This is a genomic window from Granulicatella sp. 20925_1_28 (assembly GCF_041433575.1).
Taxonomy (GTDB): Bacteria; Bacillota; Bacilli; order Lactobacillales; family Aerococcaceae; genus Granulicatella.
Map to the genome: position 1 here is coordinate 96,038 of NZ_JAPWBS010000003.1, position 20,994 is coordinate 117,031.

The 20,994-nt window shown below is 40.9% G+C and carries 18 protein-coding genes; 17 read left to right on the forward strand and 1 reads right to left on the reverse strand.

Translation table 11 applies throughout. From position 1 onward, the window contains the following. Positions 1–180: 180 nt before the first annotated feature. The 15 genes from O3793_RS03045 (at position 181) to O3793_RS03115 (ending at position 15,583) form a co-directional block, all read left to right on the forward strand. Complete coding sequence (locus O3793_RS03045; RefSeq protein ID WP_371445546.1) at positions 181–1,260, forward strand: ABC transporter ATP-binding protein; 1,080 nt, start codon at positions 181–183, stop codon at positions 1,258–1,260. Further along, a complete protein-coding gene (locus tag O3793_RS03050; protein WP_048782190.1) occupies positions 1,260–2,135 on the forward strand; it encodes a carbohydrate ABC transporter permease in 876 nt (291 codons plus the stop codon). Before O3793_RS03045 ends, O3793_RS03050 begins: the two co-directional genes overlap by 1 nt. 4 nt (positions 2,136–2,139) lie before the next feature. Beyond that, positions 2,140–2,958: a carbohydrate ABC transporter permease gene (locus O3793_RS03055; protein WP_371445548.1), complete on the forward strand. Its 819-nt coding sequence runs from the start codon at positions 2,140–2,142 to the stop codon at positions 2,956–2,958. Next, a complete protein-coding gene (locus O3793_RS03060; protein WP_371445550.1) occupies positions 2,942–4,234 on the forward strand; it encodes an MBL fold metallo-hydrolase in 1,293 nt (430 codons plus the stop codon). Before O3793_RS03055 ends, O3793_RS03060 begins: the two co-directional genes overlap by 17 nt. 27 nt (positions 4,235–4,261) lie before the next feature. Then, positions 4,262–5,563: an extracellular solute-binding protein gene (locus tag O3793_RS03065; protein WP_048711377.1), complete on the forward strand. Its 1,302-nt coding sequence runs from the start codon at positions 4,262–4,264 to the stop codon at positions 5,561–5,563. An 827-nt stretch (positions 5,564–6,390) separates the two neighbouring features. Continuing rightward, positions 6,391–6,942, forward strand: coding sequence for a DUF1697 domain-containing protein (locus O3793_RS03070; protein WP_371445551.1), 552 nt, complete (start codon positions 6,391–6,393; stop codon positions 6,940–6,942). Positions 6,943–6,996: 54 nt separating this feature from the next. Continuing rightward, the gene (locus O3793_RS03075) at positions 6,997–8,553 is read left to right on the forward strand and encodes a bifunctional UDP-sugar hydrolase/5'-nucleotidase (RefSeq protein WP_371445553.1); all 1,557 of its coding nucleotides are present in this window, start codon (positions 6,997–6,999) and stop codon (positions 8,551–8,553) included. Positions 8,554–8,937: 384 nt separating this feature from the next. Further along, on the forward strand, positions 8,938–9,609 hold the full coding sequence (locus O3793_RS03080) for a hypothetical protein (protein ID WP_371445555.1): 672 nt from the start codon (positions 8,938–8,940) through the stop codon (positions 9,607–9,609). Between the two features lie 50 nt (positions 9,610–9,659). Continuing rightward, entirely contained in the window at positions 9,660–10,343 is a 684-nt protein-coding gene (locus O3793_RS03085) for a response regulator transcription factor (protein WP_048712357.1), read from the forward strand. Further along, complete coding sequence (locus tag O3793_RS03090) at positions 10,340–11,338, forward strand: sensor histidine kinase (RefSeq protein WP_371445556.1); 999 nt, start codon at positions 10,340–10,342, stop codon at positions 11,336–11,338. The genes O3793_RS03085 and O3793_RS03090 overlap by 4 nt, the downstream gene beginning before the upstream one ends. 124 nt (positions 11,339–11,462) lie before the next feature. Beyond that, positions 11,463–12,359, forward strand: coding sequence for an RNase adapter RapZ (gene rapZ / locus O3793_RS03095; RefSeq protein WP_285251529.1), 897 nt, complete (start codon positions 11,463–11,465; stop codon positions 12,357–12,359). Beyond that, complete coding sequence (yvcK, locus tag O3793_RS03100; RefSeq protein WP_371445558.1) at positions 12,356–13,387, forward strand: uridine diphosphate-N-acetylglucosamine-binding protein YvcK; 1,032 nt, start codon at positions 12,356–12,358, stop codon at positions 13,385–13,387. Before rapZ ends, yvcK begins: the two co-directional genes overlap by 4 nt. A gap of 72 nt (positions 13,388–13,459) precedes the next feature. Further along, a complete protein-coding gene (gene whiA / locus O3793_RS03105; protein ID WP_285251531.1) occupies positions 13,460–14,410 on the forward strand; it encodes a DNA-binding protein WhiA in 951 nt (316 codons plus the stop codon). A 50-nt stretch (positions 14,411–14,460) separates the two neighbouring features. Continuing rightward, entirely contained in the window at positions 14,461–14,841 is a 381-nt protein-coding gene (locus tag O3793_RS03110; protein WP_048712365.1) for a single-stranded DNA-binding protein, read from the forward strand. Between the two features lie 52 nt (positions 14,842–14,893). Further along, complete coding sequence (locus tag O3793_RS03115) at positions 14,894–15,583, forward strand: DUF554 domain-containing protein (protein ID WP_371445561.1); 690 nt, start codon at positions 14,894–14,896, stop codon at positions 15,581–15,583. Positions 15,584–15,640: 57 nt separating this feature from the next. Here O3793_RS03115 and O3793_RS03120 read toward each other — a convergent pair whose 3' ends face one another. Further along, a complete protein-coding gene (locus O3793_RS03120; RefSeq protein WP_371445563.1) occupies positions 15,641–16,615 on the reverse strand; it encodes an L-lactate dehydrogenase in 975 nt (324 codons plus the stop codon). A 200-nt stretch (positions 16,616–16,815) separates the two neighbouring features. Here O3793_RS03120 and pth point away from each other — a divergent pair, with 200 nt between their 5' ends. After that, positions 16,816–17,376, forward strand: a complete 561-nt coding sequence (gene pth, locus O3793_RS03125; RefSeq protein WP_371445564.1) for an aminoacyl-tRNA hydrolase — start codon at positions 16,816–16,818, stop codon at positions 17,374–17,376. A gap of 70 nt (positions 17,377–17,446) precedes the next feature. Next, positions 17,447–20,986, forward strand: a complete 3,540-nt coding sequence (mfd, locus tag O3793_RS03130) for a transcription-repair coupling factor (RefSeq protein WP_371445566.1) — start codon at positions 17,447–17,449, stop codon at positions 20,984–20,986. The last annotated feature ends 8 nt before the right edge of the window (positions 20,987–20,994 follow it).

Consider the following 20,994-nt stretch of genomic DNA (forward strand, 5'->3'; position numbering starts at 1 on the left):
TGTATAAGTTCGAAAATTCGTAAAAAGGGCGAGGTTTTCTCGTCCTTTTTTTGTGCTCAAAAACGGGATAACTGTCCACAATAAAAAGCTTTCATAAATTTTACTTTTTCAGTTTTCAGTTTCTAAAAAACATGGTAGAATAGAATGTATTGAAGTAAAAGAAAAACTGGAGGATTCGTCATGATCGATGTTATTGACTTAAACAAAGTATTCGATAACGGCTTTGAAGCATTAAAGTCAGTAAATTTCTCAATTGAACAAGGAGACTTAGTATGTTTACTAGGACCTAGTGGTTGCGGGAAATCAACAATTTTAAACTTAATCGCAGGATTATTAACACCAACAGGAGGAGACATCCAATTTAAAGGATCATCAGTTGTTACGACAGAACCTAAAGACCGTAACATCGGATTTGTATTCCAAAACTATGCGTTATATCCGCATATGACAGTGTTAGAGAACATCATGTTCCCACTGACAGTTGGTAAAAACAAAATCTCTAAAGAAGAAGCTCAAAAGATTGCAGAAGAATATATGCAATTAACAAACATTGAAGAGCTAGCAGGCAAAAAACCTGGTACTTTATCAGGGGGGCAACAACAACGTGTGGCCATCACTCGTGCGCTTGTTCAAAAACCTGAAGTACTTCTACTTGATGAACCATTAAGTAACTTGGACGCTCGTTTACGTTTGAAAATCCGTGAAGAAATCCGTCGTCTTGTAAAAGAAGTAGGAATCACAACAATCTTCGTAACGCACGACCAAGAAGAAGCTTTATCAATCTCAGATAAAATCATTCTTTTAAACGAAGGGTACATTCAACAACATGATGACCCACAAAACTTATACCTAGAGCCAAGTAACTTATTCGTTGCGAAATTCATCGGTAACCCAATCATCAACATTACAGAAGTGGAAATTAAAGACGGCGTGATTACTCACCCAGCATTTAACTTACCAACTTCTGAATTATCACAAGACCGCAAACGCCAAGAATTAGCAGATGGTCACTACTACTTAGGAATGCGTCCTGAAGACGTGGTTCCAGTAGCTGAAGGTGAACAAGGGCTATTCTCAACAACCATTAGCGGCGTAGAATTAATCGGACGTGAACGTATTCTTCACTTCCCATTAGGCGAACAATTCTTGAAATCAATTGTAAGTGTGGAGCATAAGATTGAAGAAGGAGACACACTTTCATTCCAATTACTAAAACACAAAATCTTCTTATTCGATAAAGATGGAGCGCGTGTTTACTAATGAGAAAATATAACCCAGAGAACCAACCTAAAGCTTGGTTATTCCTTCTCCCATCTTTAGGAGTGATTCTTCTCTTTAACATTTATCCATTACTTCGTTCGTTCTGGATGAGTTTCCAAAAAGGGTCACTATTAAAATTACAATACACTGGTTTAGACAACTACCAAAAAGTAATTGCAGACCCTGTATTCCATAAAGCGTTACTCAACACAGCATTGTATGCATTCGCAGTAGTGCCAGTAGCGTTATTAATCTCAGTCATCATTGCATGGATTATTTTCGAGAAGATTAAACGTAAAAGCTTCTTCGAAACAATCTTCTTCATGCCTTACGTTACAAGTACAATCGCTATCGGGATTGTGTTCCGTTACTTCTTCAATGGGGACTACGGAATTATCAACTTCTTCCTTGGCTTGATTGGTATTCCAGCTGTGAACTGGTTGGATAACGTAAACATGAGTATGCCAACACTGATTATCTTCGGGGTTTGGACAAGTTTAGCGTTCAATATCATTATCCTCTTAGCAGGATTACGTAATATTGATCCTGAGCACTTCAAGATTGCGAAAATGTTTGGTGCGACAGACCGTGAAATCTTCTGGCGTATTACATTCCCGCAATTAGTTCCAACAATTGCCTTCCTTTCAACGGTTAACTTAATCGGGGCATTCAAAGTGTATACACAAGTGTACGCATTATTTGGCGGAACTGCTGGTCCAGCAAACTCAGCAACAACAGCTGTGTACTATATTTACGACAAGTTCCATGTGGCAGGAAGACCAGGGGTTGCCATGGCAGCAACTGTAATCTTGTTTGCAATCATTCTTTTTGCAACATTCCTCCAAAATAAATTCTTGAGAAAGGCGGAGGGATAAGAAGATGAAAAAAGTATTTAACGTATTTTCAATCACGCTTTTAATTTTCTTAGCGTTGATTACAGTATTCCCATTCATTTACATGGTGTTGACCGGGTTAATGACATACGCAGAAGCGACAAGTATTCCACCGTCATTCATCCCAAGCGAATTCAAATTTAGTAACTACTTAGAAGTATTTAGCCGTGCGCCATTCCTACGTTACTTCGGAAACACATTATTCGTGTCTCTATTTACAACAGTGGCAACAGTAATTACTTCATTACTAGCAGCCTTTGCCGTAACAAGCTTACAGTTCAAAGGGAAAAACATCGTAATGATGATTTTAGTTTCTCTATTAATGGTTCCTTACGAATCAATCATCTTTACAAACTACCAAACAATCGCTCAATTAGGGTTATTAAACACTTATCTAGCGTTAATCATTCCGTTCTTAACAAGTATCTTCTATATTTACTACTTGAACGGATACTTAAAAGGAATCCCAAGTACATTCTACAAAGCCGCTAAAATTGATGGTGCGAGTGATTTAGAATACATCCGCCGTATTTTAGTGCCAATGTGTAAACCGGCATTGGTAACAGTAGGGATTTTAACATTCATCCAAAGCTGGAATTCATTCCTATGGCCATTATTGGTTACAAACACGAAAGAATTCCGTCTATTAAACAACGGACTTTCTGCCTTCACGACAGAATCCGGAAGTGATGTTCACTTACAAATGGCCGCAGCAACTCTAACGGTTATCCCAATTCTGTTAATTTACTTTGTATTCAGAAAAGAAATTATTAGAGGGGTTGCGAAGAATGGTATCAAAGGATAAAACATCGATTACCTTTCATAGCGGTATTTTAACGATTGGTGGAACGGTCATCGAAGTAGCCTATAAAGATAGTCATATCTTCTTCGACTTCGGGACTGAGTTTTTACCAGAATTAGAATTGCCCGATGAATCGGTGCAAACACTCACAGATCATAAAGTGATTCCACATTTAAAAAATATGTACGATGCACGTATCCCTTACAAATACGAAGGGGATGAAGATAAAGACTATGCCAATACGGCGGTCTTTATCTCACATGCGCATTTGGATCATACAAGAATGTTGAATTATTTAGACCCAAGTATTCCTTTATATACATTGAAGGAAACAAAAATGATTGTAAATTCGCTCAACCGCAATGGTGTGTTCTTACTACCATCGCCGTTTGAAGACGATACATTTACAAGAGAGATGATTGGGTTAGATGCAGGCGACGTGATTAAAGTTGGAGAAATCGAAGTAGAAATCGTGCGTGTCGACCATGATGCGTATGGGGCTGCTGCTTTAATCATTAAAACACCTGGACATCATATTACGTATACAGGGGACTTACGACTTCACGGGCATAACGCTGAAGATACAATTGAGTTTTGTAAGAAGGCAAAACATACGGACATCTTAATGATGGAAGGTGTATCGATTAGCTTCGGGGACCGTAAAGAGGTTGAAGACGAAATTAAACCTGAAAACGAGGAAGATGTGATTCGTCATATCGCTCGCCTCGAACAAGAAAATCCAAATCGACAAATCACATTTAATGGCTATCCAGCGAATGTGCGTCGTTTTGAAAAAATCGTCGAAGGAACAAGCCGTACTGTTGTTCTTGAAGCAACGATGGCTGCACTTCTTAAAGAAGTATTCCAAAAGGATGCTCATTACTACTATAGAGAAGGCGCTCCAAAACTCGACGAACTTGATCCTACTTTAGAAATTTCATATCAAACGTTGTTAGAGGATACTTCGAAGTACCTATGGCAAGCCGTCGACCATTTCGAACGTTTGCAAGAGGGAAGCTTATACATCCACAGCGATGCGCAGCCTTTGGGGGACTTTGATCCGAACTATCAACCGTTTCTAGATTTATTGGCGGAAAAACACATTGAGTTTGTACGCCTATCTTGCTCAGGTCACGCAAAACCGGACGACTTAGACCGCATTATTGCGATGATTGAGCCTAAATGTTTGGTTCCAATTCATACGTTAAAACCAGAACTTCTGGTGAATCCGTATGGTGACAGAATATTGCCGTACCGCGGCGAAAAAATTGTGTTGTAAAAACTATATAACAAAAGGAGAAGAAAAATGAAATTCAAATCTTTAGTAAAAGCGACACTAGCAACAGCATCAGTTGTGGCGTTAACAGCGTGTGGAGCTAACTCATCAAACAACGGCTCTTCACAACAAGCTGAAACTAAAAAAGACATCGTAACAGAGGTTAAATCAGAAACTACAATCACTTTCTGGCATGCTATGAACGGTCAGCAGGAAAAAGCTCTTCAAAAATTAACAGAAGACTTCATGAAAGCTAACCCAAATATCAAAGTAGAGTTACAAAACCAATCTCAATACAAAGATTTACAAGCAAAAATTAACGCAACTTTAACTTCACCAAAAGACTTACCAACAATCACTCAAGCATATCCAAACTGGTTATACAATGCTGCTGAGCAAGATGCATTGGTAGACTTCAAACCATATATTGAAAACGAAACAATCGGATTCAAGAAAGGTGAAGAAATCCGTCCAGAATTAATGGAAGGTGCTAAAATCAAAGGAGTACAATACGGTATTCCATTCAACAAATCTACAGAAGTATTATTCTACAATGCAGATTTATTGAAACAATACGGTGTTAAAGTTCCAACTACTTTAGATGAATTAAAAGAAGCAGCTAAAACAATTTACGAAAAATCTAACCACGAAGTTGTTGGTGCTGGTTTCGACTCATTAAACAACTACTATGCAATTGGTATGAAGAACAAAGGCATTGACTTCACTAAAGAATTAGACTTCGCAAGTGACGCTTCAAAAGAAGTTGTTAAATACTATGCAGACGGAATCCGTGATGGATACTTCCGTACTGCTGGTTCAGATAAATACTTATCAGCACCATTCCAAAACAAAAAAGTAGCTATGTATGTTGGTTCAACAGCTGGTGAATCATTCGTAGCTAAAGGTGCTAAAGAAGCTGGTTTCGAATACGGAGTAGCTGTTCGTCCTGAAAAATACGACCTACAACAAGGTACTGATATTTACATGTTCGAAGGTTCTACAACTGAAGAACAACGTACAGCAGCATTCTTATACTTGAAATTCTTATCTTCAGCTGAATCTCAATTATACTGGGCACAACAAACTGGTTACATGCCAACAATTGCTTCAGTGTTAGAACAAGATGCATACAAGAATTCAGGTTCTAAAGTTCCTAAAATCTTAGCAGATGCTACTAAGAATTTATTCTCAATTCCTGTAGTTGAAAACTCTGATCCTGCATACTCAGAAGTTCGTACGATTTTAGAAAAAATCTTCAAGACTGAAAATGGAAATGTAGATCAATTAGTTACAGATTCTAAAGCACAATTTGATGCTGCGTGGAATCAATAATCACATATAAGTTCATTCACAACACAATCACAACGAAAGCCTGGGGAATTTTCCTCAGGCTTTTTGTGTGGGATGAGTGTATTGCTGTATAGTGAGTAGGTGCTGGAAGGCCCCTTCGGGGGAGGCTTTTAGGTGTATGGGGTGAGGTGGTGGATTGCTTTAGAAACATGTGGTTTTAATTGTTGAAAGAGGATTAGTGAGCCACCGACTCGAGCCTAGGGTCTCTTGTCTTTGAAGCCTCAAAGAGACACTAACGAATGGATTCGTAAGTGTCTCTAATTCGCATTCAATGGATATTCTCACTAATCTTTCAACAAAACCGCTGTTTCCGTCGCAATGGACGTTTCGGTATTCACCTAAAAGTCTCCTGAGGGGATTACACACAACAAAGCTGAGGAAAGTTGGGGGCTTTCTTTAGATTGTGTTTCTCATTCACGACGGACCGGTGCAGGGTGAGGGGGGGATTGCTTTAGAAACAAGCGGTTTTACTTGTTGAAAGAGAATTAGTGAGCCACCGACTCGAGCCTTGAGTCTCTCGTCTTTGAAGCCTCAAAGAGACACTAACGAATGGATTCGTAAGTGTCTCTAATTCGCATTCAATGGATGTTCTCACTAATCTTTCAACAAAACCGCTGTTTCCGTCGCAATCGATGTACAAGGCGTACACCTAAAAGCCTCCTGAAGTGATTTCCACACAACAAAGCTGAGGAAAGTTGAGAGGCTTTCTTTAGATTGTGTTCCTCATTCACGAAGGACCGGTGCGGGGATAGGGTGAACGCGTTTCATGGAGAGTGTGCTATAATGGGGCGACAAGAGAGGTGAGTCGGATGCGGTATGTGCTTTTATTAAGAGGCATCAATGTTGGTGGAAAAAATAAAGTCGTGATGAGCGAATTGAAGGAATTGCTCAGACGTGAAGGGTTCAGCGATGTGGATTCGTACATTAATAGCGGGAACTTATTTTTTGCAAGCGATGAGAGTGTAGAAAATATCGTTTTGAAGGTTGAAAAGATGCTAGAAGAGAATTACGACTTTACGATTCCGTTTGTGCTGCTTTCAAAAGAGGAATACTTAGAAGAAATGGCGGGGCTTCCGGATTGGTGGAAGGATGAGTTTGCCAGAAAAGATATTTTGTTTTTCTCACGGGGGACAGATGCGAGTGAGGTTATCCGATTTGTAGGAGAGTCTGAGTTTTATAACGAGAGAGTCTATGTCGGGAAATGTGCAGTCTTTTGGGCGAAAATCGATGAGGCAGAGTATCAAAAAACGACTTACCATAAAAAGATTTTGAAGCAACCATTTTATAAGACGATTACGATTAGAAATGGGAAGACATTTGATAAAATCGCAGAAATACTGCAGACAGAGAAACCTTTGTGATAGGGCTTTTTTATGGTACAATAGTGTGTGAATTTGTAGAAAGTGAGGCGCATTATGGAAATTAAAATTATTGAAACTAGTGATATGCATGGGTACGTGTTACCGACAAACTATACAGAAAGAAACATGGACTTAGGATTCAGTACGGCGAAGGCTGCGACTGTGATTCGTCGATTAAAAGAAGAAGCGAACGGGCCTGTGATTCAAATCGAAAATGGGGACTTCATTCAAGGATCACCATTAAGCTACTATGTTCGTAAACAAGATTCAAAAGTAGCAAGTGATTTAACAAAAGTATTGAACTATTTAAACTATGACTTAGGAATTCTAGGAAATCACGAGTTTAACTATGGGTTGGACTACTTAAGAGAAGCGATTGCGTCTTATAACCACCCAATTCTTTGCTCAAACATTTTAACAAAAGATGGCAAGCCAGCGTTTGGCGAACCTTACAAAGTGTTCGAGAAAGACGGCGTGAAAATCGCAGTTTTAGGAATTACAACGCCATATATTCCAAATTGGGAACAACCTGCAACGGTGAAAGATTTAGTATTCGTGAGCGCGTTGGAAACAGCGAAGAAATACGTTCCAGAAATGCGTAAAGTGGCGGACGTTGTCGTTGTAACTTACCACGGAGGATTCGAGTGCGACCTTTCATGCGGTGACCCAACAGAACTCTTAACAGGAGAAAACGAAGGGTATGCGATTGCGACGCAAGTAGAAGGAATCGATGCGTTAGTGACAGGACACCAACACCGTGTGATTGCACAAAAAGTGAATGGCGTGCCAGTGATTCAACCAGGATACCGCGGCGCATATGTAGGTGAAATCAGCTTAGAAGTGGAAAAAGTAGACGGGAAGTATACAGTCATCTCAAGCGAAGCAAAACTTCACCCAACAGAAGATGTGCCAGCAGATCCAGTCGTATTAGAAATGTTTAGCGATTTACAAGCGGAAGTGGAAGATTGGTTAGATACTCCAGTTGGAAAAGTTGTTGGAGATATGACAATTAAAGATCCACATGCAGCACGTTTAAGCGAGCATCCATATATTGAATTTATCAATAAGGTTCAAATGGAAGCCAGTGGTGCGGATATCTCAGGAACTGCATTATTCAACAATGACGGACGTGGATTCAACTCAGAAATCCGTATGCGTGACGTGATTACGAACTACATTTATCCAAATACTTTAGCCGTTCTAAAAGTGAGCGGTGCGGACTTGAAAGCGGCACTTGAGCGTGTGGCGACTTATTTCATCGTCGAAAACGGACAAGCGGTCTTCAATCCTAAATATGTGGAACCAAAACCTCAATTCTATAACTACGATATGTACGAAGGAATCGAGTACACATTAGACTTCACTAGACCATTCGGCGACCGTGTAACTCGCTTAGAGTATCATGGCAAACCTGTTCAAGATACGGATGAATTAGAAGTAGTGACAAACCAATATCGTGCAGTTGGTGGCGGAAACTATAGTATGTTTAAGCCAGAGAAGATTGTGCGTGAGGTGCAGATTGACATGACGGAGCTCATTGCGGAATACTTGCGCAAACATCCAGTCATCGAAGCAACAGTCAACAACAACTTTAAGACTGTGGTGAAATAATATAAAGACACTTCAAACTCCTCAGAGTTTGTTATAGAAAAGCATTATAGGATACCGGTTTGAGTCTTAGGTCTCAAACCTACCAAGCTTCAAACAGTCTCTACGAAATGAATTTCTAGAGACTGTAATTCACATTGGTTATGATTCCCTATAATGCTTTCTATAACCTCTGAGGAGTTTTCCGTGTTATTAGCGCTTAAGTTGTTGTGTTGATTCGATGAAGTTAGAACAAATATTCCTTCATTCGAAATGGGAAAGTGCTTAAAAGGGATTGGAGATTCTTATGTTAGAATTTTAAAAGTTTAGGATTTTGTTAGGGAATGTTACGGTATAGGCGGGATATGGTATGATGAAGGCACTGAATTGCAAAGTGAGGTTTTGTGTGTGAAGTTAAAGAAATGGTCGTGGATTGGGCTATTGATGTTATGCGTGACGATGTTAGTGGGATGCCAGGGTCACGAAAGTCGTGGGTATCTTGAAGAGCTAGCGGGGAAAGAATTGAGTCGTGTTTATCCGACGAAAAATATTGAAGATTTATTTGAGCAGTTTCCGAATGGATTTACTGTAAGTCAGATGCGTGTAGTCGATGACACGAATGTATTTGTTTATCTTGAGGCTAGGGAAAAAGGGAAGCTGCTAGTTGGAACGATTAAGCAGCTCAATTCTAAAACTAAGGAAGAAGAGAAAAGTATACCGTTCCAATATGTGGATGGGCAGTTTGTTTTTGAAAACGAAGAAGAGGCGAAAAAACTCTGGCCACAAGGAAAGTTCGTATTCCAGGAATTGCAATTGAATAAAGATATTTTGGCAAAGGCAAAATTGGTAAATAAGAATTATACAAAGAAAGAAGAAAGTTCTACTGGGGATAATACATTTTATCTGAAATATAACATTCAACTTCCAGTGGTCAGTCGGATTTTGGGGATCGACGAGTCGCAGCCGGTAGAGCTCTTTATCTTTGGTCGTGACGAGTCCGATGGCTTCGTATATGAAATTGGAACAGAGCAAGAGAATCAAACGACTTTATGGGAAATGATACGAGAAATTAGGAAATAGATGGTTTTCTGTGGATTGGAAAGATGTTACAATGAAAACGAGGTGAGTGTATGCAAACAATAATGATTGTCGAAGATGAAAAAGTCATTCGAGATGCAATTGTACAAGAATTAGAAAAATGGAATTATGAAGTCGTTGCTGTGGAAGACTTTTCGCAAGTGTACACTCAATTTTTAGCAGTTAATCCGCAGTTGGTGATTTTGGATATTACATTGCCGTTTTATAATGGCTATTATTGGTGCCAAGAGATTCGTAAGGTGTCTCAGGTGCCGATTATGTTCTTGTCGTCCAGGGATCAAGCGATGGATATTGTGATGTCGATCAATATGGGCGCGGATGATTATATGACAAAACCATTTGAGCCGAGTGTATTAGTCGCAAAAATCCAAGGGATGATGCGTCGTAGTTATGAGTTCGTTCAGCAAAAAGACTGGCTGGAATATAAGGGGATTGCCTTGCAACTGGGAAGCGGAAAAGTTTCGTATGAGGGCAATGTTATTGAATTGTCGAAGAATGAATTTATTATTTTGCGCGTATTGTTTGAAAAGCAAGGGGACATTGCGCCAAGAGAAGATTTAATGAATGCATTGTGGAATAGTGATGTGTTTGTCGATGATAATACCTTGTCCGTGACGGTTGCTCGTTTGCGAAAACGTCTGGGAGAAATCGGGTTAGAAAAATTAATCACGACGAAAAAAGGCGTCGGGTATGGATTGGCGGAAGTGATTGAATGAAAACAAAAGTGGAATTTAGTATGACTTGGTTCAAATCGCATGCCTTCTTACTTGGAGCGCTGGTCTTCATCGAAGTGTTTTCGATTGGGTTCTTCTTCGTCTTTAATTGGCTAAGTTCAGAAGTCGGCTATTATTTATTTTTACTAGCCTTTTTTCTTTTGGTAGTCGCGGGTGCACTTTTGTGGCATGATTGGAGAAAGTATAAAGAAGTCGTTCGAAGTTTGCAGCAGGAAGTGACGACGCTAGAGGATGGATTTTCGCCCGTTGTGAGTCATTTATATGAGGCCATCCAACAAGAAAAGTCGGATATGCGAGGGTTAAGTACAAAGATGAAGCAACTTCGCAAGGAAGATGTGGACTATTATACTTTATGGGCGCATCAAATTAAAACGAGTATCGCTGCGAGTCAGTTGCTGATTCGTGAGTTGCCGCAAACGTCAGAGAAATCTTTATTGAGTCAAGAACTCGTTCGGATTACGACCTATACAGAACTAGCACTACATTATGTTCGGATGGAAAGTTTCCATCAAGACTTATCGATTTCAACGATTTCTATCGATGAAGTGATTCGTCCACTATTGAAGAAATATGCGACCTTCTTTATTTCGAAGAAATTGCATTTGGACTATAATCCTACAGGGAAAAAAGTGGTGACCGACTCAAAGTGGTTAGGCGTTATCACAGAGCAAGTATTATCGAATGCGGTGAAGTATACACCTGAAGAGGGAACGATTCGTATTCTTTTTGAAGAAGATACGTTAACGATTGAAGATACGGGAATCGGGATTGCTCCTTACGACATTAAACGGATTTTTGAACGTGGATTTAGTGGCTACAATGGTCGTGTGAACCACCAATCGACGGGGCTAGGCCTCTACTTATCTGCAGAGATTGCCAAGCGATTAGGCGTTAAACTCAGTGTAGACTCGACTGTTGGAGAAGGGACAACGGTTCATATTCAGATTCCGTCTGAAGTGATGCAAGTGAAAGATTAATGAAAGCGAGGGGGAACCCTCGTTTTTTTGTGCGATAAAAGGGGTGTTTTCGCTAAAAAGTTAACAATGACACGCCCGGATGTGTTATAATTGTAAAGATAACAATATCGTTTGAGATAGGAGAATGACAATGGCAGTAGATCAACTAGAATTAGTCGTCATTACAGGTATGAGTGGGGCAGGGAAAACTGTTGCAATGCAAAGTTTCGAAGACATGGGATATTTCTGTGTCGATAATATGCCACCAAGTCTTCTACCAAAATTTTGGGAATTAGTAAAAGAATCAGGAAAAATTACAAAAATTGCGCTCGTAATCGACTTACGTTCACGCGCATTCTTTGATGAAATCATGTCCGCTATTGCAGGCCTTGATAACACATCATTTATTACAACAAAAATTTTATTCTTAGAAGCGAGCGATGACGCGCTTGTTTCTCGTTACAAAGAAACAAGAAGAACGCACCCTCTAGCAAGTGATGGTCGTATTTACGATGGCATTATTGCGGAACGTCGTTTATTGCAAGACATTAAGACACGTGCGCAAAAAGTGATTGATACAACAAATCTTTCACCTCGTAAATTACGTGAAGAAATCATGCAAGCTTTCTCTACAGGCAGCGAAGGAATTTTCACAATTCAAGTGATGTCATTTGGATTTAAATACGGACTTCCAATCGATGCGGATGTCGTGATGGATGTACGTTTCTTACCAAATCCACACTATATTGCAGAGTTACGTCCATTAACTGGATTAGATGAACCTGTGTATGATTATGTCATGAGCCAACCAGAAGCGAAGACGTTCTATCACAAATTGATGGACTTACTCGACTTCTCAATTCCTGGCTACAAAAAAGAAGGAAAATCTAGCGTGACGATTGCCATCGGATGTACTGGTGGTCAACACCGTTCTGTAGCTTTTGCGGAACGTATCGGACGCGAATTATTATCAGACTCTTATAACGTGAAAATCTCTCATCGTGACAAAGACCGTCGTAAAGAAGGGAATGGACGCTCATGATGTTCGAGGTAACACCGAACCCTCCGAGGAAGAAAGGCCCGAAAATCACCGTTATTGGTGGAGGAACAGGGCTTCCAGTTCTACTGAGAAATCTTCGTAAGAGAGATGCGGATGTGACTGCGATTGTAACGGTTGCCGATGATGGTGGAAGTTCAGGAATCATTCGAGATTATATGAACGTTGTGCCACCAGGAGATATTCGAAACTGTATGATTGCTCTTTCTCCGATGAACGCTTTACAAAAAGAAATTTTCCAATATCGTTTCAATTCCGACGATCAATTCTTCGCCGGACATGCGATTGGAAACTTAATTATTGCGGCCTTAACAGAGATGCGTGGAAATATTTTCGATGCGATTCGTCTCCTAAGCCGTATGATGGCGGTGGAAGGACATGTGTATCCTGCCGCTGAAGAGCCATTATTATTACGTGCTGAATTCCAAGATGGAACGATTGTGGACGGGGAAGCGGAACTTGTTAAATATCGCAAGAAGATTAAGCGAGTTTCCGTGCATTGTTACGATGAAAATCGTAAACCCGATGAAAGCCAAACTCCAATGGCGGCACGTGAAGTCATCAATGCGATTATGGAAGCCGATATGGTTGTACTAGGACCTGGTAGTCTTTATACTAGTATCTTGCCAAACTTAATGATTAGCGATATCGGTCAAGCCGTTTGTGAAACGAAAGCGGAAGTGGTGTACATCTGTAACATCATGACGCAACTTGGTGAAACGGAACACTTTACCGATGCAGATCATGTACGCGTGCTGCATGACCATTTAGGAACTAAATTTATTGACACTGTTCTTGTGAATACAGAGGCAGTGCCAGAAGAGTACTTAAATCAACAAAAGAACGAAGAGTATCTTTACCAAGTGAAGTACGACTTCCAAGGATTGCGCGATGAGGGATGCCGAGTAGTGTCGTCTGACTTTATTAAATTACGCGAAAAAGGCGTATACCATGATGGTGAAAAAGTCATCGATGAATTATTCCGACTCCTACAAAGTGCACGAATTGAATAATAACAAATAAAATAGGAGCCAAGACTTCCTCTTGGCTCCTTCAACATGACTAGAAGAGAAAGGAGGAGGCCTGTGTCCTTATTATCATTTGCTGCAGAAACAAAACAAGAACTAACGCAACTAGAAGTGCAATATGATTATTCAAAATATGAACTTGCGGCGCTCATTCGAATGAATGGGGCGGTTGGGATTTTGAATCGTCAATTGATTTTAAATATCCAAACGGAAAACGCGACGATTGCCAGACGGATTTATGTGCTCTTGAAGAAGTATTATCAAGTGGAAAGTGAACTCTTAGTTCGCCGTAAGATGAAACTGAAGAAGAACAATGTGTATATCGTACGTTTAAAACACGGAACAGAAGAGATTCTGGAAGACTTGAATATCAAGTCGAGCGGCTTATTTAATATGCGCGTTCCAGAAAATGTTCGTGAAGACGAAGAGAAGATGCGTGCCTACCTTCGTGGGGCGTTTCTGGCGGGCGGTTCGATTAATGACCCGAAAACAAGCCGTTATCACTTAGAGATTTATTCGATTTACGAAGAACATAACGACGATATTTGTCAGATGATGAATGCGTTTGGGTTGAATGCCAGAACGATTGAGCGTCGTAAGGGGTATATCACGTACTTGAAAGAAGCCGAGAAAATCGCGGACTTCCTTGCCGTGATTCATGCTTCCAAGGCGATGCTGCATTTTGAAGATATCCGAATCATTCGCGATATGAGAAATACGGCGAATCGTTTAGTGAACTGCGAGAATGCCAATATTAATAAAGTGGTGAACGCAGCCACTCGTCAAATCGAAGAGATTCAATATATTGAAGATACGGTGGGACTAGATGCCTTGCCGGATAAATTATCGGATATTGCAAAAATCCGTTTAGAGAATCCAGAAATTAGTTTGAAAGAGTTAGGCGAAATGTTACCTTCTGGCCCTATCTCAAAATCAGGAGTAAACCACAGACTGCGTAAGATTTCAGAATTTTCTCAAAAATTAAGAGAAGAAGGAAAAGCCAATTAGAGGATGTGGGGCGTAGCTTACCATAGAAAAAACTATAGGAGGTTCGTCTTATGAACTTAGTATCTTTAATTGGTCGTGTTGTCAAAGAGGTAGAGGTGCAACAGCTTCAACCTTCCGGAAAGAGTGTGTTTAATAATACCATCGCGGTGCAAAATGTGTACCGTAACAGCGATGATTCCTATCATTCACACTTTATCCAAGTGGTCGCCTGGGGCAAAATTGCGGAACGGATTGGCAAGTTTGTCAAAAAAGGGGACCGCATTGGCGTGGAAGGGCGACTCAATACCCGTCGCTACACTAACAAGAATCATCAAGAGGTGTATGTGACTGAAGTGGTGATTGAGGAAGTGTACTTCTTAGAGAGAAAACACGAGACTGAAGAGGACGGGGCAAGTCCTTTTGAAGATCCGCAAAGTTTGTTTGTGGAATAGTGTAAGGAGAGAAATTCCTTCACGTGACAGTTTAAATGAAGGAGTTTTTCGAGTGATTATATTAATAAATGGAACAGCAATTGTCATCGGAGCGCTTGCGGGTGTGTTTTTACGACACATTATTTCAGAGCGTTTTGCGCAACATATCATGCAAGGGTTAGCGCTATGTGTATTCCTAGTTGGAATTAAAGGCGCGATTCAAATCCCGAATAGCTTGATTATGATTTTATCGCTTGTATGCGGTGGAGTTGTCGGAGAAGGGCTTCAAATGGAGGAGCGAGTACGTAAGTTCTCAGACTGGCTTCAAGAGAAGGGTTCAAAAGGCAAAGAAAACAATTTAAATATCGGAGAAGGGTTCGTTGCGGCAGTGATGATTTTCTGCGTGGGGGCACTTGCCACAATGGGGTCTATCCAGTTAGGAATTACTGGAGATCCAGCATTGCTTCAAACGAAGTCGGTATTAGATGGGATTACTTCAATTTTCCTTGCGGCAACGGAAGGGATTGGAGTAGGGCTTTCTGCAGTGGCGGTCATTGCATATGAGTTAATTTTAGTGGGCTTGTCTCAACTAGTGGCTCCTCATTTGAATGATGTGGTAACCGTATCGATGTCCGCGGTTGGGTCGGTTCTTTTAGTTGGTTTAGCGATGAACTTACTAGGGATTACGAAGATTAAAGTATTAAACTTCTTGCCAGCCATTTTTATGCCGATTCTACTTGTACCGCTATTTGCGTTATTTTAAGAAAATGAAAAACACCGTACCAAGAAATTTTCTTGGTACGGTGTTTTTGTGATTTCATTAGTTGTTTTCTGCTTCTAATTTTTCGAAAGCATCGTGTAAGATGGATTTCAATGTTTTTGCAGATAAGTCCATTTTTTCTTGTTCAGAGTCAGCTAGAGGAATTTCGATGATTTGACGAATTCCTTCACGTCCGATAACGGCTGGAGCTCCGATAAAAATATCGTTTTGTCCGTATTGACCTTCAAGATATACCGATAATGGGAAGATGGCTTGTTCGTTATTTAAGATTGCTTTTGTAATACGCGCTAGAGTAGCACCGATACCGTAGTAAGTCGCACCTTTTTTAGCGATGATTTCATAAGCAGCGTCACGTACTTGGAAGAATACTTCGACTAATTTTTCTTCATCTACGTGTGGATTTTGACGAACCCATTCATAAATTTGTAAACCGCCGACGTTTGTATGTGACCAAACTGGGAATTCAGTATCCCCGTGTTCACCCATGATATATCCGTGAACGTTACGAGCGTCAACGCCGACTAATTCAGCGATTGTTTGACGGAAACGAGCACTATCTAAAGAAGTACCAGATCCGATAACGCGTTCTTTTGGAAGTCCTGAGAATTTCCAAGTTGCGTAAGTTAAGATATCTACTGGGTTAGTCGCCATTAGGAAGATTCCGTTGAATCCGCTCGCCATAATAGAGTCTACGATGTTTTTCAAGATTTTTAAGTTTTTAGAAACTAAGTCCAAGCGAGTTTCTCCTGGTTTTTGAGGAGCACCTGCTGTGATACATACGATATCTGCGTCGTGGCAGTCTTCATATGTTGCTGCATAAATCTTTTTAGGGGCATTGAAAGCTAAGGCATGTGATAAGTCTAACGCATCGCCTTCTGTTTTCTCGAAATTGATGTCGATAATTCCTAGTTCTTCTGCAATCCCTTGTAATACAAGTGCGTATGCATAACTAGAACCAACGGCACCGTCACCGACTAAAATTACTTTATTACCATGTTTTTGAGATTTTTCCATATTCATACCTCCTAAAAAATTAGTGATGGAATATCCATAAATAAGTATAGCACGATTTTTCGAAAATTGATTTTCAGAAGGCTCTTTTTATGACAAATAATACATAAAAAACACAATTTCGTGAAAAAGTGAATTAATAACGGGACGGTGTAGGGGTATGGTATAATAGCAAGATAGAAGAAAAAAGAATAGGTGAAAGTATGAAATTAGTCGTTGGTCTAGGGAATCCTGGAGCAAAGTATAAAGGGACAAGACATAATGTCGGATTCATGACAATGGATGAAGTGGCCTATCAAGAGAAGTTTGATTTTGATAAGGCACTCTTCGATGCAGTTTTTGCGCAGGTACAAATCGGTGGCGAAAAAGTCATCTTCATGAAGCCGTTGACGTTTATGAACTTATCGGGGGAAGCGATTCGTCCGCTGATGAATTATTTTAAAATTGGAATTGAAGATTTGCTGGTTGTTTATGATGATATGGATCTGCCAGTTGGAAAGATTCGTCTTCGTCAAAAAGGAAGTGCAGGAGGACATAACGGAATTAAGAGTATTATTTCGTGCCTGGGTACTAGCGAGTTTAACCGTATTAAGGTTGGGGTTGGTCGTCCAAAAGATGGGCGTACGGTCGTAGGACATGTGCTCAACCGTTTTGAAAAAGAGGAAGAAGACGACATTATTTTTGCAGTGCAAAAGAGTGTCGATGCGATTCGTTCGTGGATTGAAACGAGCGATTTCGTCAAAACAATGAATCAATTTAATTAACAAATAGAGGAAAAGAGATGCTGCAAATTTTTTTGCGGTCTCTTTTTGTCGTTGGAAAAAGGAGAACATTATGCAATTATTGCACCAAACCATTAGTAAACTGAAAGGATTTAAAGGGTGGTTGGATACACTTTCGCTTCACGAGAGTCAACTTGTGATAGGGCTTAGTGGGTCTGTAAAACATTTGGCCGAGTCATGCGCATTTGAGAAATTAGACAAGCAATTAGTGATTGTGACGCCAACGCTCTTACAAGCAACGCAAACCTACGAAGAGTTATCAGAGTGGTATGACGATGAGGTTGTCCATCTCTTCCCGGTAGAAGAGTCACTTGCGGCGGATTTCTCTGTAGTGTCGCCAGATGTGGTGAGCCAACGTATTCGCACGCTCGATTTCTTAAGTCGTGGAGAAAAAGGGATTGTCATCGTGCCGCTCTCTGGGGTTCAAAAGCTCTTAGTGCCAGCAGCGGTATGGAAGAAGAGCTCGATTGAACTCGCAATGGGGTCTGAAATCGAATCGATGGATGCCTTTGTAGAGCAGTTAGTGGAATTAGGGTATCGCCGTGAAAATATGGTCGCGACTCCTGGTGAATTTGCGCTTCGTGGAAGTATCGTCGATATTTATCCATTAGACCAAGAATATCCACTACGTCTGGACTTCTTTGATACAGAAGTGGATTCGATTCGTACGTTTAATGCGGAAACACAACGTTCAATGGATGTGATTCAAGAGGTGCGCATTTTACCAGCCACAGACTTACCACTGCAAAAGGAAGCTGTCTGGAAGGCGCAAGCCAAAATTCATGCGCTTTATGAAAAGGACGTGAAGGCGGCTCAAAGTGAAGAACGAAAAGATCAAGTTAAAAATATTCAACAAGCCATCGATGCGCAATTAGAAAATGGGGAAATCCCATCAAACTTAACATACTTCTTGGAATGTATTTATCCTGAGAAGACTAGCTTATTAGATTATGTTGCTAAAGATGCGTACCTCATTATTGATGACTACGCTCGTTTTATCGAAAAGAGTAAAACCTTAGAAGAAGAGGCAGGCTATTGGAAGACGCACCATATCGAAACGGGTGCGATTGCTTCGGGATTGTCTCTTGTTCAAGATGGACGAAAAGTGTTAAAAGAAAGTCCGCTCTCGAGAACGTATTTAGCGATTTTCCAAAAAGGGCTCGGAAGACTCGCGCTCGATGCGATTCATCCGATTACGACGCGCACGATGACACAGTTCTTCTCGCAAATGCCGATGGTGAAAGTCGAAGCGGACCGCTGGAAAAAACAAGGCGCAACAGTTATCGTTTTAGTTGATGATGCGAAACGCGCGCAAAAGGTCGAACAAACCTTTGCCGATTTTGAAATCAAGAGAGTGATTTCAAACGGGACGGTACTGGAAGGGCAACTGCAAATCATGGTCGGCAAGATGCACAATGGATTTGAACTGCCAGAAGATAAATTTGCCATTTTAACAGAACGCGAATTATTCAATAAACTCACAAAACGTGCGCCACGAAATCAAAAAATCTCGAACGCAGAACGTTTGAAGAGTTATACCGAATTAGCTGTTGGAGACTATGTGGTTCACGTGAATCACGGGGTCGGTGTGTACCAAGGAATGGAGACGCTCGAAATCGGTGGCATCCACCAAGACTACATGTCGATTCACTACCAAGATGGTGGGAATCTATTTGTCCCAGTTTCTCAAATTAAGCTCGTTCAAAAATATGTGTCGTCTGATGCTAAAGTTCCAAAACTCAATAAATTGGGCGGTACGGAATGGGCGAAGACGAAACGTAAAGTTACTGCTAAGATTGAAGATATCGCCGATGAACTCATCGAATTATATGCCAAACGTGACGCCGAAAAAGGATATGCGTTTAGCCGTGATACGGTGGAACAACAAGAATTCGAACAAGCCTTCCCATACACAGAAACGCAAGACCAACTGCGAAGTGTGGCGGAAATTAAGGAAGACATGCAAAAGGACAAACCGATGGACCGTCTGCTTGTCGGGGACGTTGGATACGGGAAAACGGAAGTAGCCATGCGTGCGGTCTTCAAGGCGGTCATGGATGGAAAACAAGCGGCTGTCTTGGTACCAACAACGATTCTGGCCGAGCAACATTACGAGAATTTCGTACAACGATTCTCGGACTATCCATTTACCATCGGATTATTAAGCCGTTTCCGCAGTAAAAAAGAACAAGAAGAAACGATTGAAAAGCTTCGCAAAGGTGCAGTTGATATCGTTATCGGAACTCACCGTCTGCTCTCAAAAGACGTGCAGTTTCTAGACTTAGGACTCCTTATTGTCGACGAAGAACAACGCTTTGGAGTGAAGCATAAGGAACGTTTGAAACAATTGAAATCGCAAGTGGACGTATTGACGCTGACGGCAACACCAATTCCAAGAACGCTCCATATGTCCATGCTTGGAGTGCGTGATTTATCCGTTATCGAGACACCACCAGCAAACCGTTATCCGGTTCAAACCTTCGTAATGGAACAAAACCCGATGACGATTCGTGACGGCATCGAACGCGAGATGGCTCGTGGCGGACAAGTCTTCTATTTATATAATCGTGTCGAAACGATTGAGAAGAAGGCCGATGAATTGAGAGCTCTTGTCCCAGGATGTCGTGTGGGTGTGATTCATGGTCAAATGAGTGAGACGACGCTAGAGAATATTCTCTACCAATTTATTGAAGGGGAATACGATGTGTTAGTGACGACCACGATTATCGAAACCGGGGTAGATATTCCAAACGTCAATACCCTCTTTATTGAAAATGCCGATCATATGGGGCTTTCACAGTTGTATCAATTGCGTGGACGTGTGGGACGTACAAACCGTATTGCCTATGCGTACCTCATGTATCAACCCGATAAAGTCTTAACCGAAGTCAGCGAGAAGCGTCTGCAAGCGATGCGCGACTTTACAGAACTTGGGTCTGGATTCAAGATTGCCATGCGCGACCTGTCGATTCGTGGGGCAGGGAATTTACTTGGAAAACAACAGCACGGATTTATCGATTCGGTCGGATTTGATTTATATTCTCAATTATTAAGTGAAGCCGTGTTGAAGAAACAAGGGAAAGAAGTGAAGTCTGACGAAGAAACGGTTGAAATCGACTTACAGATTGATGCGTATATTCCAGCAAGTTATATTCAAGACGAACGTCAAAAAATCGAGATGTACAAACGGATTCGCTCGATTGATAGCGTGGAAGCTTATGAAGAATTGCTCGATGACTTTATCGACCGCTTCGGGGACTTCCCAGATGAAGTCAGCGCGTTAGCAGAAGTTGGACTCATTAAGCATTATGCCAACGAGATTAACGTCGTATCGATTAAACGGAAAGACAATTCGGTGACGATTACGATTGCGCCGCCAAGTGCGACTCGCTTACAAGGAGTGCCAGTCTTTGAAGCACTTGGTCCGGTGAAATTACCAGCGCAAGTAGCCAACAAGGGCGAAAGTCTTCAGATTTTATTAAATATCACGCAAAAGCCTGTTGACTTATGGCTGGAGCAAGTTAAACTGTTTGTAAAAACATGCGGGGAAATTTTAGCCCGCGATGAGGAAAAACATGAAGAAGATAAATAGTAAAGGGA